The organism is Leclercia sp. J807 (genome assembly GCF_009734465.1).
Taxonomy (GTDB): Bacteria; Pseudomonadota; Gammaproteobacteria; order Enterobacterales; family Enterobacteriaceae; genus Enterobacter.
In genome coordinates, this window is the sequence record NZ_CP046446.1 from 2,360,750 (window position 1) to 2,376,839 (window position 16,090).

Genomic DNA, 16,090 nt, shown 5'->3' on the forward strand with positions numbered 1-16,090 from the left:
GTAATATGTCACAACAAGCTGAGAAGAATAATCCTTATCTGTTAAGCAACTGGAAACCGGAAAACGCCGCATTTTGGGAAAATAAAGGCAAGCCGATTGCGCGACGAAATTTGGTTATCTCCGTGGCCTGTTTGCTGCTGGCGTTTTGCGTCTGGATGTTATTTAGTGCGGTGGCGGTCAATCTGAATAAGGTGGGTTTTAATTTTACGACCGATCAACTGTTTATGTTAACCGCACTGCCTTCGCTCTCCGGGGCAATATTACGTGTTCCCTACTCCTTTATGGTGCCTATATTCGGTGGCCGTTACTGGACGGTATTAAGCACCGTCATTCTGATTATTCCCTGCGTCTGGCTGGGTATTGCGGTGCAAAATACCGCTACCCCCTATTCGGTATTTATTATTATCGCCCTGCTGTGCGGCTTTGCCGGTGCCAACTTCGCCTCCAGCATGGGCAATATCAGCTTTTTCTTCCCCAAATCGAAACAGGGCAGCGCGCTGGGTATTAACGGCGGGCTGGGCAACCTCGGCGTCAGCGTGATGCAGATGGTGGCCCCGGTGGTGATCTTCCTGCCGATGTTTACCTTTCTCGGGGTACACGGCGTGCCGCAGGAGGATGGCTCGTCCCTGTTTCTGGCGAACGCCGCCTGGATCTGGGCCCCGCTGCTGCTGCTGGCAACCGTTGCCGCCTTTTTCGGTATGAACGACATCGCCAGTTCAAAAGCAACCATCGCCAGCCAGTTGCCGGTGCTCAAACGTCTTCATCTGTGGCTGTTGAGCCTACTCTATCTGGCGACGTTCGGCTCGTTTATCGGCTTTTCCGCGGGGTTCGCCATGTTGTCGAAAACCCAGTTCCCGGACGTTAACATCCTGCACCTGGCCTTCTTTGGCCCGCTGATTGGCGCGCTGGCCCGCTCCGCTGGCGGGGTGATCTCCGACAAGCTCGGCGGCGTGCGCGTCACGCTGGTGAACTTCATCTTTATGGCGGTGTTTACCGCCCTGCTCTTCCTTACCCTGCCAGGCTCCGGTTCCGGCAGCTTTACCGCCTTCTATCTGGTGTTTATGGGGCTGTTCCTTACCGCCGGGCTGGGCAGCGGCTCGACCTTCCAGATGATCGCTGTCATCTTCCGGCAAATCACCGTCTATAGAGTGAAACTCCGCGGCGGCACGGAGGAACAGGCGCAGAAAGAGGCAGTTACCGACACCGCGGCCGCGCTGGGCTTTATCTCGGCCATTGGTGCCGTGGGCGGCTTCTTCATTCCCAAAGCCTTTGGCACCTCGCTGGCGTTAACCGGCTCCCCGGTGGGGGCAATGAAGGTCTTCCTGGTGTTCTATATCGTCTGTGTGTTCGTCACCTGGCTGGTGTATGGCCGTCGGCAGAAGCACGTCAAATCATAACGATATTCAATATTTTGTGAGCAGTGTAACCCCGGGGTGGTGCGTCGCCCCGTCAGGAGAAATGTCATGAGTAAATTGTTGGATCGCTTTCGTTATTTCAAACTCAAAGGCGACACCTTCGCCGATGGACACGGTCAGGTGATGCACACCAACCGCGACTGGGAAGACAGCTATCGCCAGCGATGGCAGTACGACAAAATTGTGCGATCCACCCACGGCGTGAACTGTACCGGCTCCTGTAGCTGGAAAATCTACGTCAAGAATGGCCTGGTGACCTGGGAAACCCAGCAGACCGACTACCCCCGCACCCGCCCCGACCTGCCGAACCACGAGCCGCGCGGCTGCCCGCGTGGGGCCAGCTACTCCTGGTATCTCTACAGCGCCAACCGCCTGAAGTATCCGCTGGTGCGCAAGAAGCTAATTGAGCTGTGGCGCGAGGCGCTGGGTCAGCACAGCGATCCGGTGCTGGCCTGGAACGCCATCATGAGCGATCCGCAAAAGAGCCAGAGCTATAAGCAGGCCCGCGGACATGGCGGGTTTGTTCGCTCGAATTGGAAAGAGCTGAACCAGCTTATCGCCGCGGCTAACGTCTGGACCATCAAACACTACGGCCCGGACCGGGTGGCGGGCTTCTCGCCCATCCCGGCGATGTCGATGGTCTCCTACGCCGCAGGCACGCGCTATCTCTCCCTGCTGGGTGGCACCTGTTTGAGCTTCTACGACTGGTACTGCGACCTGCCCCCCGCCTCACCCATGACCTGGGGCGAGCAGACCGACGTGCCGGAATCCGCCGACTGGTACAATTCCAGCTATATCATCGCCTGGGGCTCCAACGTCCCCCAGACCCGAACCCCGGACGCCCACTTCTTCACCGAAGTGCGCTACAAGGGCACCAAAACCATCGCCATCACCCCCGATTTCTCAGAAGTGGCGAAACTCAGCGACCAATGGCTGGCGCCGAAACAGGGCACCGACAGTGCCTTAGCCATGGCGATGGGCCACGTGATCCTGAAAGAGTTCCACCTCGACAACCCGAGCGACTACTTCCTCAACTACTGCCGCCGCTACACCGACATGCCGATGCTGGTGATGCTCGATCCGCGGGAGGATGGCAGCCTGGTGCCGGGGCGGATGCTGCGCGCCTCCGACCTCGCCGACGGGCTGGGTGAAACCAATAACCCGGAGTGGAAAACCGTCGCCTACACCACCACCGGCGATCTGGTGGTGCCGAACGGCTCTATCGGCTTCCGCTGGGGTGAAAAAGGCAAATGGAACCTCGAGCCGCTGGCGGCAGGCCAGGAGACCGAGCTGGCGCTCTCCCTGCTGGGCACCCACGACAGCGTCGCCGGGGTGGCCTTCCCCTACTTTGGCGGCAATGAGAACCCGCATTTTCGCAGCGTGAAGCAGGAGCCGGTGCTGATGCGCCAGCTGCCGGTGAAAACATTGCCCCTGGCCGATGGCCGCCAGCTGCAGGTTGCCAGCGTCTACGATCTGGTTCTGGCCAACTATGGCCTCGAGCGCGGGCTGGAGGATAACCTCGCGGCCAAAGATTACGCCGAGATCAAAGCCTATACCCCGGCATGGGGAGAGCAGATCACCGGCGTACCGCGCCGCCATATCGAGCAGATCGCCCGGGAGTTCGCCGACACCGCCCATAAAACCCATGGCCGGTCGATGATTATCCTCGGCGCCGGGGTCAACCACTGGTATCACATGGACATGAACTACCGTGGGATGATCAACATGCTGGTCTTCTGCGGCTGCGTGGGGAAAAGCGGCGGCGGCTGGTCGCACTATGTCGGCCAGGAGAAGCTGCGCCCGCAAACCGGCTGGCTGCCGCTGGCCTTCGCGCTGGACTGGAACCGCCCACCACGGCAGATGAACAGCACCTCGTTCTTCTACAACCACGCCAGCCAGTGGCGCTATGAGAAACTCACCGCCCGGGAGCTGCTCTCCCCGCTGGCGGACCCTTCGAAGTTTACCGGCCACCTGATCGACTTTAACGTGCGCGCCGAGCGGATGGGCTGGTTGCCCTCCGCCCCTCAGCTGAACCTTAACCCGCTGCACATCAAGGCTCAGGCCGATGCGGCTGGCATGTCGCCCCAGGAGTACACCGCCCAGGCGCTGAAATCCGGCGATATCCGTATGGCCTGCGAGCAGCCGGACAGCGGCAATAACCACCCGCGCAACCTGTTCGTCTGGCGCTCGAACCTGCTCGGCTCCTCCGGCAAGGGGCATGAGTATATGCTCAAGTATCTGCTGGGCACCGAAAACGGCATTCAGGGCGACGATCTGGGCACCACCGATGACGTGAAGCCGGAAGAGGTGGAGTGGCAGACCGCCGCTATTGAGGGCAAGCTGGATCTGCTGGTGACGCTGGACTTCCGCATGTCCAGCACCTGCCTGTTCTCGGATATTGTCCTACCCACCGCCACCTGGTATGAGAAAGACGATATGAATACCTCGGATATGCATCCGTTTATTCATCCCCTTTCCGCCGCGGTCGATCCGGCCTGGGAATCCCGCAGCGACTGGGAGATCTACAAGGGCATCGCCAAAGTCTTCTCTGAGGTCTGTGTCGGCCATCTGGGCACTGAAACCGACGTGGTGTTGCAGCCGTTGCAGCATGACTCCCCGGCGGAGCTCTCCCAGCCCTTTGACATCGCCGACTGGCGCAAGGGCGAATGCGATCTGATCCCCGGTAAAACCGCGCCGAACATTGCCGTGGTGGAGCGTAACTACCCGGACACCTACGAGCGCTTTACCGCCCTCGGCCCGCTGCTGGACAAGCTCGGCAACGGCGGGAAAGGCATCTCCTGGAACACCCAGGATGAGGTCGATTTCCTCGGCAAGCTCAACTACGTCAAGCTCGACGGCCCGGCGAAAGGCCGCCCGCGCATTGAGACGGCGATTGACGCCTCCGAGGTGATCCTCGCCCTCGCCCCGGAAACCAACGGCCAGGTGGCGGTCAAAGCCTGGGAAGCGTTGGCGGAGTTCACCGGGCGCGAACACAGCCATCTGGCGCTGAACAAGGAGGACGAGAAGATCCGCTTCCGCGATATCCAGGCCCAGCCGCGCAAAATCATCTCCAGCCCCACCTGGTCCGGCATTGAGAGCGAGCATGTCTCCTATAACGCCGGGTACACCAACGTCCATGAGCTCATCCCATGGCGCACCCTCTCCGGGCGTCAGCAGCTGTATCAGGATCATCTCTGGATGCGCGCCTTCGGCGAAAGCCTGGTGGCCTATCGTCCGCCGATTGATACCCGCAGCGTCAGCCATATGCGCGAGATCCCGCCGAACGGCTTCCCGGAAAAGGCGCTCAACTTCCTGACCCCGCACCAGAAATGGGGCATCCACTCAACCTACAGCGAAAACCTGCTGATGCAGACCCTGTCGCGCGGCGGGCCCATCGTCTGGATGAGCGAAACCGACGCCCGGGAGCTGGGCATTGAGGATAACGACTGGATAGAAGCCTTCAACGCCAACGGGGCGCTCACCGCCCGGGCGGTGGTCAGCCAGCGCGTACCGCCGGGCATGACCATGATGTACCACGCCCAGGAGCGCATTCTGAACATCCCCGGTTCGGAAGTGACCGGACGGCGCGGCGGTATTCATAACTCCGTGACCCGCGTCTGCCCGAAACCAACCCATATGATTGGCGGCTACGCCCAGCTCGCCTACGGCTTTAACTACTACGGCACAGTAGGCTCCAACCGCGACGAGTTCATCATGATCCGCAAAATGAAAAACATTAACTGGCTGGATGGCGAAGGTAACGACCAGGTACAGGAGGCGAAAAAATGAAAATACGCTCACAGGTCGGCATGGTGTTAAATCTCGACAAATGCATTGGCTGTCACACCTGCTCGGTGACCTGCAAAAACGTCTGGACCGGGCGCGAAGGGATGGAATACGCCTGGTTTAATAACGTCGAAACCAAGCCGGGCATCGGCTACCCGAAAAACTGGGAGGACCAGGAGGTGTGGCAAGGCGGCTGGATCCGCGGCATCTCTGGCAAGCTGACCCCGCGGCTGGGCGGCAAGCTGGGCGTACTGTCAAAAATCTTCGCTAACCCACAGATGCCGCAGATCGACGATTACTACGAGCCCTTTACCTTCGATTACCAGGATCTGCATCGGGCCAAAGAGAGCGAACATCTCCCTACCGCCCGTCCCCGCTCGCTGATTGACGGCAAGCGCATGGATAAAATCAAGTGGGGGCCAAACTGGGAGGAGCTGCTGGGCGGCGAGTTTGAGAAACGCGCCCGGGATCGCAACTTCGACCGGATGCAGAAAGAGATGTACGGCCAGTTCGAAAATACCTTCATGATGTATCTCCCGCGCCTGTGCGAACACTGTCTGAACCCGAGCTGTGCCGCCACCTGCCCAAGCGGCGCCATCTACAAGCGTGAAGAGGATGGCATTGTGCTGATCGACCAGGACAAATGCCGCGGCTGGCGTCTGTGCATCAGCGGCTGCCCGTACAAGAAGATCTACTTCAACTGGAAGAGCGGGAAATCGGAGAAATGCATCTTCTGCTATCCGCGTATCGAATCGGGCCAGCCTACCGTCTGCTCGGAAACCTGCGTCGGACGCATCCGCTATCTCGGCGTCCTGCTCTATGACGCAGACCGTATCCAGGAGGCGGCCAGCACCGAGCATGAAACCGATCTCTACGAACGTCAGTGCGACGTGTTCCTCAATCCGAACGACCCGGCGGTGATTGAAGAGGCGCTGAAACAGGGCATCCCCCAGAACGTGATTGATGCTGCCCAGCGCTCCCCGGTCTATAAACTGGCGATGGACTGGAAGCTCGCCCTGCCGCTGCACCCGGAATACCGCACCCTGCCGATGGTCTGGTATGTTCCGCCGCTGTCACCGATCCAGTCTTACGCCGATGCCGGTGGCCTGCCACAGACCGACAGCATCCTCCCCGCGGTGGAAAGCCTGCGCATTCCGGTGCAGTACCTGGCGAACATGCTCAGCGCGGGCGATACCGGCCCGGTGCTGCGCGCCCTGAAACGCATGATGGCGATGCGCCACTATAAGCGCTCCCAGACCGTAGAGGGGGTGACTGATACCCGCGCTATTGAAGAGGTGGGCCTGAGCGTGGAACAGGTAGAGGAGATGTACCGCTATCTCGCCATCGCCAACTACGAAGACCGCTTCGTGATCCCGACCAGCCACCGGGAAATGGCCCGGGACGCCTTCCCGGAGCGCAACGGCTGCGGCTTTACCTTCGGTGACGGCTGCCACGGCTCCGACACCAAATTCAATCTGTTCAACAGCAGCCGCATCGACGCTATCAACATCACCGAGGTGCGCGAACATGGGGAGGGAGAGTAATGCAGATCCTCAAAATTATCGCCCTGCTGATTGAGTACCCGGACGAGGCGCTGTGGGAGAGCCGCGACGAAGCCCTCGCCCTGGTGGCGCAGGACGCGCCGAGGCTGCTGCCGTTTGCAGAGCACTATCTCAATGCCCCGCTGCTTGACCGGCAGGCGGCGTGGTGCGAGGTGTTCGAGCGCGGGCGTGCCACCTCGCTGCTGCTGTTCGAGCACGTGCATGCTGAATCCCGGGATCGCGGCCAGGCGATGGTCGACCTGATGAACCAGTATGAGCAGGCCGGCTTGCAGCTCGACTGCCGCGAACTGCCGGACTATCTGCCGCTCTATCTGGAGTATCTGAGCATCCTGCCCGAGGCGCAGGCGCAAGAGGGACTGCAAAACGTCGCGCCGATCCTGGCGCTGATTGGCGGGCGATTAAAACAGCGGGAGGTGGCACAGTATCAGCTGTTCGACGCCCTGCTGAAATTCGCAGGCAGTAAGCTATCAAGTGACAGTGTCACGCAGCAGGTGGCAGGCGAAAAACGGGATGACACCCGCCAGGCGCTGGATGCGGTCTGGGAAGAGGAACAGGTGAAGTTTATTGAAGATAACGCCACGGCCTGCGACAGCTCGCCGATGCAGCAATATCAACGACGCTTTAGCCAGGACGTCGCGCCGCAGTACGTGGACGTCAGCGCCGGAGGCCCAAAATGACACACCATCTGAACGTCTTTTTCTTCGATATTTACCCCTACATCTGCGCCGCGGTCTTTTTCCTCGGTAGCTGGCTGCGATATGACTACGGCCAGTACACCTGGCGCGCCTCCTCCAGCCAGTTGCTGGATAAGCGCGGCATGAACTGGGGCTCTAACCTGTTCCACATCGGCATTCTGGGCATTTTCTTCGGCCACCTGTTCGGGATGTTAACCCCGCACTGGATGTACGCCTGGTTTTTGCCGATGGCGGTGAAACAGCAGTTGGCGATGATCGCCGGGGGGATCTGCGGGGTGTTGACGCTGATTGGCGGCTCGATGCTGCTCTACCGTCGCCTGTTTAACCAGCGGGTGCGAGCCACGTCGACCACGCCGGATATCGTCATTATGAGTATATTGCTGACCCAGTGCGTGCTGGGCCTGACGACCATTCCGTTCTCGGCGCAGTACCCGGACGGCAGTGAGATGCTCAAGCTGGTGGGATGGGCCCAGGGGATCGTCACCTTCCGCGGCGGCTCATCGGAGATGCTGAGCGGCGTGGCCTTTATTTTCCGCGTCCATCTGGTGCTGGGGATGACCATTTTCCTGATCTTCCCTTTCACCCGCCTGGTCCACGTCTGGAGCGCGCCGTTTGAGTATATTACGCGGCGTTATCAGCTGGTGCGGTCGCGAAGGTAGCCCCCAGCCACGCCGGGTGGCGGCTGCGCCTTACCCGGCCTACAAAAGCGTACCACACCGTAGGCCGGGCAAGCGCCAGCGCCGCCCGGCGTTGCAGGTTATTTCCCCGCCTGCGGATGGGTTTCAAACCCGGCCATCACTGCCGTGAGTTCCGCCAGCGTAAAGCCGTGCTTCGGATCATCCACCCCCAGCCCAAACCGCTCCTGCATCACCTGATAAAGTGCTTCTGCATCCGGGAGGTTAAGCTGCTCCACCGCGTGGCCGTCCTGCCAGTGGGTGAAGTGGAAGTTGGTAAGGGTCAGTTTGCCGCCGTCCGGCAGATGGCGACACATCAGCAGATGATGACGGAAATGGGATTGCGGCCAGTGCGCTGACCAGAAGTTGCCCAACACGTAATCGGCCTGGTATTGCGCGGTGAGATCGAAGTGATACATCGACTGCCAGTGCTCGTGGTGGCGGAACTGTAGCACCCAGTCGCTGCCGTCGTTGATTAGGCGGTACAAGCCGTGCGGCGTCGCCTGCTCTTCTTCGGCGACTAAACGGATGGGCGCGGTCAGGGTCTGCCCGCCAAAACCGACGTCGGCGATCCAGCGTTCGCCCTCCAGATCCACCAGCAGCAGACGGTGGGTGCGCGGCGGCATCTGGGCCGGATTCGCCAGCACCACCCGACCCAGCAGGCTGCGCACATGGAATCCCACCTCACGCAGCGCCCGCTCGAACAGCCCGTTCTGCTCAAAGCAATACCCGCCGCGGCGGGCGGTGACCAGCTTATCGACCAGGGATTGCTCGTCGAGCTGGATTTCACGCGGCAGCACCACATCGATATTTTCAAACGGGACGGCGCTGTTGTGATGCAGGTGCAGACCCCGCAGTGTGGCGATGTCCACAGAAACCGGCTGCTGCCAGCCGGTACGGGCGAGATAAGTGGTCAAAAACGGGGTCATAGTCAGTTCCTTTTACAGTTTTCCTTGTTTATAAACTAATTTACCCCGCTCACTGTTTCAAACGTGCTTTTTATCCGCGCGAGGTGCGTTGCATGATCCCGAGCGCCGTTAACATCAGCACCAGCCCGGTCAGCAGCGTCAGGGTCGCCATCGCCATTCCCTGCCCGACCGATCCCTGCTCGAACTGACGCCAGATAAATACCGAGACGGTCTGCGTGCCCGCCGGGGCCAGCAGCAGCGACGTCACCAGCTCGCGCGAGGCGATGGCAAACACCATCAGCATCGCCGCCAGCATCGCCGGCGAAACCAGCGGCAACACGATAAAGCGCAGCGCCTGCAACGCCGACGCGCCATGCACCCGCGCGGCAGGCTCGAGATTCCCCCCCAGCTGACGCAGCGCACTGCCGACATAGCGCACCGGCCACGGCAGCAACAGGCAGCAGTAGGACAGGAGCAATATCGCCCAGCTGTTATAGGGTGAGACCGGCCAGAACGGACGGTTCCACAGCAGGATCAGCCCCACCCCGACGACCACGCCCGGCAAGGCGGCAGGCATCAACGACAGCGCATCCAGAACACCGCGCCCTTTGATCTTCTGCACCACCACCAGCCACGCGGCCAGCAGACCCAGCGCGCCGGTAATACAGGCCGCCCCCAGCGCCAGCGACAGGCTGGTGCCCAGCGCCGACAGCGCATCCCCCTGCTGGCTGAAGAGCGCCGCATAGTGCCCGCCGGTCAGATTATCCAGCGTCACTCCGCCGGACAGGGTTCCCAGCACCCCGGACAGCGCCATCGACGCTCCCGGCAGAATCACCGCGATAAAACCCGTCAGCGCAAAAACAACGACAACCGGCAGCGTAAAGATCCCGGCACTGGCGCCCATATTCTCCGTCGGTTTGCCGGTAATGCTGGTCACATCCTGATGCCCGGTCAGCTTTTTCTGCAGCCACCAGGCACTCAGGGCGATGACCACCAGCACCACCGAAAGCATCGATGCGCCTGAAAGATCGATCGGCCAGTCCGCCAGTTTCTTCTCGATATCGGTGGTGAGCATCACCACGCCAGCGCGCGTGCCGAGAGCGGCAGGCACGCCAAACTCTTCAATCGCCAGGGTAAACGCCAGCAGCATCCCCGCCGCCAGCGACGGCGAGAGCATGGGCAGCGTGATATGCCAGAACGCCCGGCCGGGGCTGGCACCGTGAACGCGGGCCACCAGCGCCAGACGCTGGCCGCTCGCCAGCAGGCTGCGCGACACCGCAAAATAGACCACCGGGAAGATATTCAGCGCCATCACCAGCACGATCCCGCTCCTGCTGAACAGCAGGTCGTTGAGGTTGACCCCGGTGATCTGTTGCAGATAGCCGTTGGTTTGCAGGACCAGCATCCAGGAGAGCGCGGCGATATAGGGCGGGGTTAAAAACGGGATCAGAAACAGCAGATCCCACAGCCTCGGCAGCGGCAGGTTAAACAGCCCGCGCGCCACGCCGAGGGGAAAGCCGATCAGCGCACTGACCAGGGCGACGCCAAGGGCAATTTGCAGCGTACCGCCCAACATGCCCGGCAGTTGCGGCTCCGCCAGTAGCCGACTGATGCCGCTGAACGCCCCGGTAAACTGCCCGGCGCTGAAGTGCGGAAACACCGCCTGGAGCAGAATAAAGGTGAGCGGAAACGCCACCAGGATCAGCAATAATCCCAGCGTCGTTACCGATAAATATTTAGGATTCACGAAGCCGTCCTGAAGACGGGGTTGCCCCCGTCGCCTGATTATAAGGTGAAGAGCGTGTTGAAACGCTTGAGGATATCGCTGCGCTCGCTGCTACCATCGCTTTTGGTCGGCAGAATTTTCAGGTCGTTAAGCAGTGGACGTTTGGCCTGCACATCGCCACGGGCGGGCATCAACCAGGCATCAGCCACCATCGCCTGGCCTTCCGGGGAGAGAACGTAATCCACAAAGGCTTTAGCGTCATCCGCATGCTGGGTGGATTTGAGGATCATCATCGGACGCGGGGCAATCACCGTGCCGCTGGCCGGGAAGATCACCTTCAGGGATTCGCCCTGGCTGATGTTGCCATACGAGACATAATCCACTGCGCCGAACACTGCCGCTTTGGCTCCCTGCATCACCGGGGTGACCGCCTGCGCGTTCGGGCCGCTGACCACCATGCCGTTCTTTTTCAGCTCATTAAACAGGGTCCAGGCCTTATCGCCCATGCCATTCTGCAACCCGATCAGCAGATCGAGTGAAGCACCGGACAGCGCCGGGTCCGGGGTGGTGACTTTGTCTTTAAAGGCGGCGGTGGTCAGATCGTGCCACTCTTTCGGCTCCGGGGTGCCGCTTTTGGTGTTCCAGACGATGCCCAACGCCGACACGCCCTGGGCCACAAAGTCCTCTGATTTCAGATCCGCAGGCACGTTGGCCGCATTGGCGCTCTGGTACGGCAGCAGCCAGCCGCGGTTGTGCAGATCTTCCGCGGTATCCCAAGAGGCGGAGATCAGAATATCGGCCTGCGGGTTAGCCTGCTCCGCTTCGAGGCGGGCCATCACTTTGCCGGTGGTGGCCTGGAAGATATCCACCTTGACGCCGGTTTTCTTTTCAAAGCCGCTGGCCAGGTTTTTGGCGAGCGACCCCGGGCCTGCGGTGTAGAGGGTCAGCGCGTGTGCGCTGGAGATCATAACGGACGATAACGCCATGGCTAACAGGACTCCCTTTTTAACGGACATTGCAGCTTTCATGCGAACTCCCCAGAGGATGTAATCAAACGATCGGCAGCGACGCTGCCAGCAGACAAATGCACGATGCGATCGGCCAGGATTTCAGCCTCCCGGCGGTCGTGGGTAACATAGACGGCGGTAGTGCCGAGCTGGTGCAGCAGTGACGCCATCTCATGACACAAGGTTCCCCGCAGTTCGCTGTCGAGGTTGGAGAGCGGCTCGTCAAACAGCAGCACTCGCGGTTCTGCGACTATCGCCCGGGCCAGCGCCACACGCTGTTGCTGTCCGCCCGAGAGCCCCGCCGGTTTGCGATCGGCGAAGGCGCTTAAGCCGACGCGATCCAGTGCCTGCGCCACGCGGCTTTCGCGTTCCAGACGCGGAACATGGCGCATCTTCAGCGGGAACATCACATTCTGCGCCACGGTCATGTGCGGCCAGAGGGCGTAATCCTGGAACACCATGCCGATATCCCGGGCTTCCGGCGACAGCGCCCATCCGGTTTTCGCCACCAGGCGATCGCCAAAATGGATCTCACCCTGTGCTGGCTGGGTTAACCCCGCCAGCAGTCGCAACAGGGTGCTTTTGCCGCAGCCCGACGGCCCCAGCAGCGCAACCACGCTACCCGGCTCGATATGCAGATCGATTTGATTCAATACAGTATTCGCGCCAAAAGCGTACGACACGCCTTTAAGCGATATGGAGGTGAGCATCTTGTTATCCTCTTTGGGATTTGATGCTCGCCACTGTAGGCAGCTTGTGTTGCGAAAACATGACACCTTTGTTGCGTATTGATTTCCGATGGCTTTCAGACGTTTAATGCTCTGATGCTATTGATGAGGAAATTCTATGAGCCACTTCCGCCCCGTTGAGTTAATGCACGCCAGCCGCCTGTTAAATCACGGCCCGACCATCCTGATCACCAGCCGCGACGACAGCCTGGACCGCCGCAACGTCATGGCCGCCGCCTGGTCGATGCCGGTGGAGTTCGAGCCGCCGCGGATCGCCATCGTGGTGGATAAAAGCGCCTGGTCGCGGGAGCTGATTGAGCGCAGCGGCATGTTCGGGATCGTGGTGCCCGGCGTGGCGGCCACCAACTGGACCTATGCCGTGGGCAGCGTCAGCGGACGGGATGAGGATAAGTTCAACTGCTACGGGATTCCGGTGATTAACGGCCCGGTGCTGGGGCTGCCGGTAATTGAAGAGAAGTGCCTGGCGTGGATGGAGTGCCGTCTGCTGCCCGCCACCTCTGCGGCAGAAAAGTATGACACCCTGTTTGGCGAGGTGGTCTCAGCCGCCGCCGATGAACGGGCGTTCGTGGCCGGACGCTGGCAGTTTGATGACGATAAGCGCAACACCCTGCACCACCTTGGCGCAGGCACCTTTGTGACCAGCGGGAAGCAGGTGAAAGCGCCTGAGTGAAATAACCGGTGTTTACTCAGGTGCCGGATTTTGCCCGGCGGCGCTGCGCTTGCCCGGGCCTACACGAGCACGGGACACGTAGGCCGGGTAAGACGCAGCCGCCACCCGGCGTTGCAGGTCCTGCACTGTAGTCAATATCTTCTAATAGGTCTTATAAGGGATCCGCATCCGGTCCAGCAGGTTGGTAAAATCCTGCACCGCTACAAAAGCCACTGCGCCCTTGCCGGGGATGACGTTGGTAATGATCCCCACCGTCTCCCCGGTCAGGCTGTCTATCACCGGCCCCCCGGACATGCCCGACACCGCCCCCGCCCCGGTGATGATGCCGTAGTAGCAGCCGTCGCGCTTAACGAAGCCGTCGATCTTACCCCGGCTGGATTTGGGCAGGCTGTTTATGGCGCTGTAGCCAAACAGGGTGACGTTGCGTCCAGCCCGCGCCCAGGCAAGCTGATGCACGATCTTGCCGCGGTTGTTATCGGCAATGACCGCCACATCGCAGACAGGATGCTGGGCTCTGACCGGCTTCAGCAGCGGCACCGCGACGTGGGCGGCGGTGAGGGACAGTTGGCTTGAGACCGGGAAAGTGGTGCCCTGCATCCCGGCGGCAAACCAGTTCAGCGGCGCCGGCAGGCCGATAAAAACCATATCCGCCTGCCGGGTCGCGGCAAAATCGGTTTTACTGGTGCCGGACATCACCACACACCCCAGCAGCATAAGGGGTGCCATGAGTGCGGCGAGAGCATAATGCAGACGCTTCATGGTTCACCCCACGGGCCTACTTTTTCGACCGTCCGGCAATGATCTCATCGGCGACGATGCGCGGGGCCTCGGCGTAATGGTGGAACTCCATGCTGTAGGTTGCCCGCCCCTGGGACATGGAGCGCAGCGTGGTGGCGTAGCCGAACATCTCCGCCAGCGGCACGTCGGCGCGGATAATCTGGCTGCCGAACTGCTCCTCCATCCCCTGCACCAGCCCGCGCCGGGAGGAGAGATCGCCCATAATGTTCCCAGCGTACTCTTCCGGGGTTTCGACCTCCACGTGCATCATCGGCTCCAGGATCACCGGATCGGCCTTGCGCGCTGCGTCCTTAAAGCCAAAGATCGCCGCCATGCGGAAGGCCATCTCCGAGGAGTCGACATCGTGGTAAGAGCCGAATGTCAGGGTCGCTTTGATATCCACCACCGGATAGCCCGCCAGCACGCCGCTGTTCATCGCTTCCCGCAGCCCTTTCTCAACCGACGGAATATACTCCCGGGGCACCACCCCGCCCTTGGTGGCATCGACAAACGTAAAGCCGCTGCCCGGCTCCTGCGGCTCCAGGCTCAGCACCACATGGCCATACTGCCCTTTGCCGCCGGACTGGCGGACAAATTTGCCCTCAACGTCGTTCACCGCTTTGCGGATGGTTTCCCGGTAGGTCACCTGCGGGCGGCCAATGTTGGCCTCGACGCCAAACTCGCGCTTCATGCGGTCGACGATAATCTCCAGATGCAGTTCGCCCATCCCGGAAATGATCGTCTGACCGGACTCTTCATCGGTATGCAGGTGGAAGGAGGGATCTTCCGCCGCCAGACGATGCAGGGCGATGCCCATTTTCTCCTGGTCAGCTTTGGTTTTTGGCTCGATGGAGAGCGAGATCACCGGGTCCGGGAACTCCATCCGCTCAAGGGTGATCACCGCGTCAGGGTCGGTCAGGGTGTCGCCGGTGGTAACATCTTTCAGCCCGACGCAGGCGGCGATATCCCCGGTACGCAGCTCCTCCACGTCGTGCCGGTCGTTGGCATGCATCAGGACGATGCGCCCGATGCGCTCTTTTTTGCCCTTCACCGGGTTAAAGACCGCGTCACCTTTTTTCAGCACCCCGGAGTAGACGCGGATAAAAGTCAGTTGACCGACATAGGGGTCGGACATCAGCTTGAACGCCAGCGCCGAGAAGGGTTCGTCATCGTTGGGGTGGCGCTCAGCGTGCTGGCCTTTCTCATCCACGCCGTCGATAGCGGGCACGTCGAGGGGGGACGGCATCAGCTCGATCACCGCATCGAGCATTCGCTGCACCCCTTTATTTTTAAAGGCGCTGCCGCAGAGCATCGGTTGGATCTCGCCAGCCACCGTCCGTTTACGTAAGCCGCGGATAATTTCTGCCTCGTCGAGCTCGTTGGTGTTGAGGTATTTATCCATCAGTTCGTCGCTGGCCTCCGCCGCCGCAGAGACCATTTTATCCCGCCAGGTCCGGGCAGTGGCCTGTAGCGCATCCGGCACCGGGGCATAGGTAAAGGTCATCCCCTGGGTGGCGTCATCCCAGATGATAGCCCGCATCTTGATCAGATCGACCACGCCGGTGAAATGCTCCTCCGCGCCGATGGGGATCACAATCGGTACCGGGTGCGCTTTCAGCCGGTCGATCATCATCTGCACCACGTGGAAGAAATCGGCCCCCGGACGGTCCATTTTGTTGACGAAGGCGATACGCGGCACCCGGTACTTGTTGGCCTGCCGCCAGACGGTTTCCGACTGTGGCTGTACCCCGCCCACCGAGTCATAAACCATCACCGCCCCGTCGAGCACCCGCATGGAGCGCTCCACCTCGATGGTAAAATCGACGTGCCCGGGGGTGTCGATGATATTGATCCGGTGCGGCTCATAGCTGCGATCCATGCCAGACCAGAAGCAGCTCACCGCCGCCGAGGTGATGGTAATCCCCCGCTCCTGCTCCTGCGCCATCCAGTCGGTGATCGCCGCGCCATCGTGGACCTCCCCCATCTTATGGCTCACCCCGGTATAGAACAGGATGCGCTCGGTGGTGGTGGTTTTACCGGCATCAATATGCGCTGAGATTCCGATGTTGCGATAACGTTCGAGAGGAATGGACCGGATCATGATGCATCCTTATTTTATGG

General features: G+C 60.7%; 12 protein-coding genes. 6 read left to right on the forward strand and 6 right to left on the reverse strand.

The features are described from left to right. Nucleotides 1–5 precede the first annotated feature (5 nt). From GNG26_RS11400 to narI, 5 genes are all read left to right on the forward strand, one after another. Entirely contained in the window at nt 6–1,397 is a 1,392-nt protein-coding gene (locus GNG26_RS11400) for a NarK family nitrate/nitrite MFS transporter (RefSeq protein ID WP_103822005.1), read from the forward strand. A 66-nt stretch (nt 1,398–1,463) separates the two neighbouring features. Then, entirely contained in the window at nt 1,464–5,204 is a 3,741-nt protein-coding gene (locus tag GNG26_RS11405; RefSeq protein ID WP_156238776.1) for a nitrate reductase subunit alpha, read from the forward strand. Continuing rightward, complete coding sequence (narH, locus tag GNG26_RS11410) at nt 5,201–6,745, forward strand: nitrate reductase subunit beta (protein ID WP_114314924.1); 1,545 nt, start codon at nt 5,201–5,203, stop codon at nt 6,743–6,745. Before GNG26_RS11405 ends, narH begins: the two co-directional genes overlap by 4 nt. Then, on the forward strand, nt 6,745–7,440 hold the full coding sequence (narW, locus tag GNG26_RS11415) for a nitrate reductase molybdenum cofactor assembly chaperone (RefSeq protein WP_156238778.1): 696 nt from the start codon (nt 6,745–6,747) through the stop codon (nt 7,438–7,440). Before narH ends, narW begins: the two co-directional genes overlap by 1 nt. Then, on the forward strand, nt 7,437–8,117 hold the full coding sequence (narI, locus tag GNG26_RS11420) for a respiratory nitrate reductase subunit gamma (protein ID WP_103179651.1): 681 nt from the start codon (nt 7,437–7,439) through the stop codon (nt 8,115–8,117). The genes narW and narI overlap by 4 nt, the downstream gene beginning before the upstream one ends. A 98-nt stretch (nt 8,118–8,215) precedes the next feature. On the opposite strand, the gene nhoA is transcribed toward narI, so the two are convergent. From nhoA to GNG26_RS11440, 4 genes are all read right to left on the reverse strand, one after another. Beyond that, entirely contained in the window at nt 8,216–9,061 is an 846-nt protein-coding gene (gene nhoA / locus GNG26_RS11425) for an N-hydroxyarylamine O-acetyltransferase (protein WP_156238780.1), read from the reverse strand. Between the two features lie 70 nt (nt 9,062–9,131). Then, nucleotides 9,132–10,787 carry an iron ABC transporter permease gene (locus GNG26_RS11430; RefSeq protein ID WP_156238782.1) on the reverse strand — a complete coding sequence of 552 codons (1,656 nt, stop codon included), beginning with the start codon at nt 10,785–10,787 and terminating at the stop codon, nt 9,132–9,134. Between the two features lie 38 nt (nt 10,788–10,825). After that, on the reverse strand, nt 10,826–11,794 hold the full coding sequence (locus tag GNG26_RS11435; RefSeq protein WP_103822013.1) for an ABC transporter substrate-binding protein: 969 nt from the start codon (nt 11,792–11,794) through the stop codon (nt 10,826–10,828). After that, nucleotides 11,791–12,483 (reverse strand): ABC transporter ATP-binding protein, encoded by a 693-nt coding sequence (locus GNG26_RS11440; protein ID WP_103822014.1) that lies wholly within the window; start codon nt 12,481–12,483, stop codon nt 11,791–11,793. Before GNG26_RS11440 ends, GNG26_RS11435 begins: the two co-directional genes overlap by 4 nt. A gap of 136 nt (nt 12,484–12,619) precedes the next feature. On the opposite strand from GNG26_RS11440, the gene GNG26_RS11445 reads away from it, so the two are divergent. Further along, nucleotides 12,620–13,192, forward strand: coding sequence for a flavin reductase family protein (locus GNG26_RS11445; RefSeq protein WP_114387014.1), 573 nt, complete (start codon nt 12,620–12,622; stop codon nt 13,190–13,192). Nucleotides 13,193–13,333: 141 nt separating this feature from the next. Here GNG26_RS11445 and GNG26_RS11450 read toward each other — a convergent pair whose 3' ends face one another. Both GNG26_RS11450 and fusA read right to left on the reverse strand, forming a co-directional pair. Continuing rightward, a complete protein-coding gene (locus GNG26_RS11450; protein ID WP_156238784.1) occupies nt 13,334–13,951 on the reverse strand; it encodes a trypsin-like peptidase domain-containing protein in 618 nt (205 codons plus the stop codon). 16 nt (nt 13,952–13,967) lie between these two features. Beyond that, nucleotides 13,968–16,070 carry an elongation factor G gene (fusA, locus tag GNG26_RS11455; RefSeq protein WP_156238786.1) on the reverse strand — a complete coding sequence of 701 codons (2,103 nt, stop codon included), beginning with the start codon at nt 16,068–16,070 and terminating at the stop codon, nt 13,968–13,970. Between the last annotated feature and the right edge of the window lie 20 nt (nt 16,071–16,090).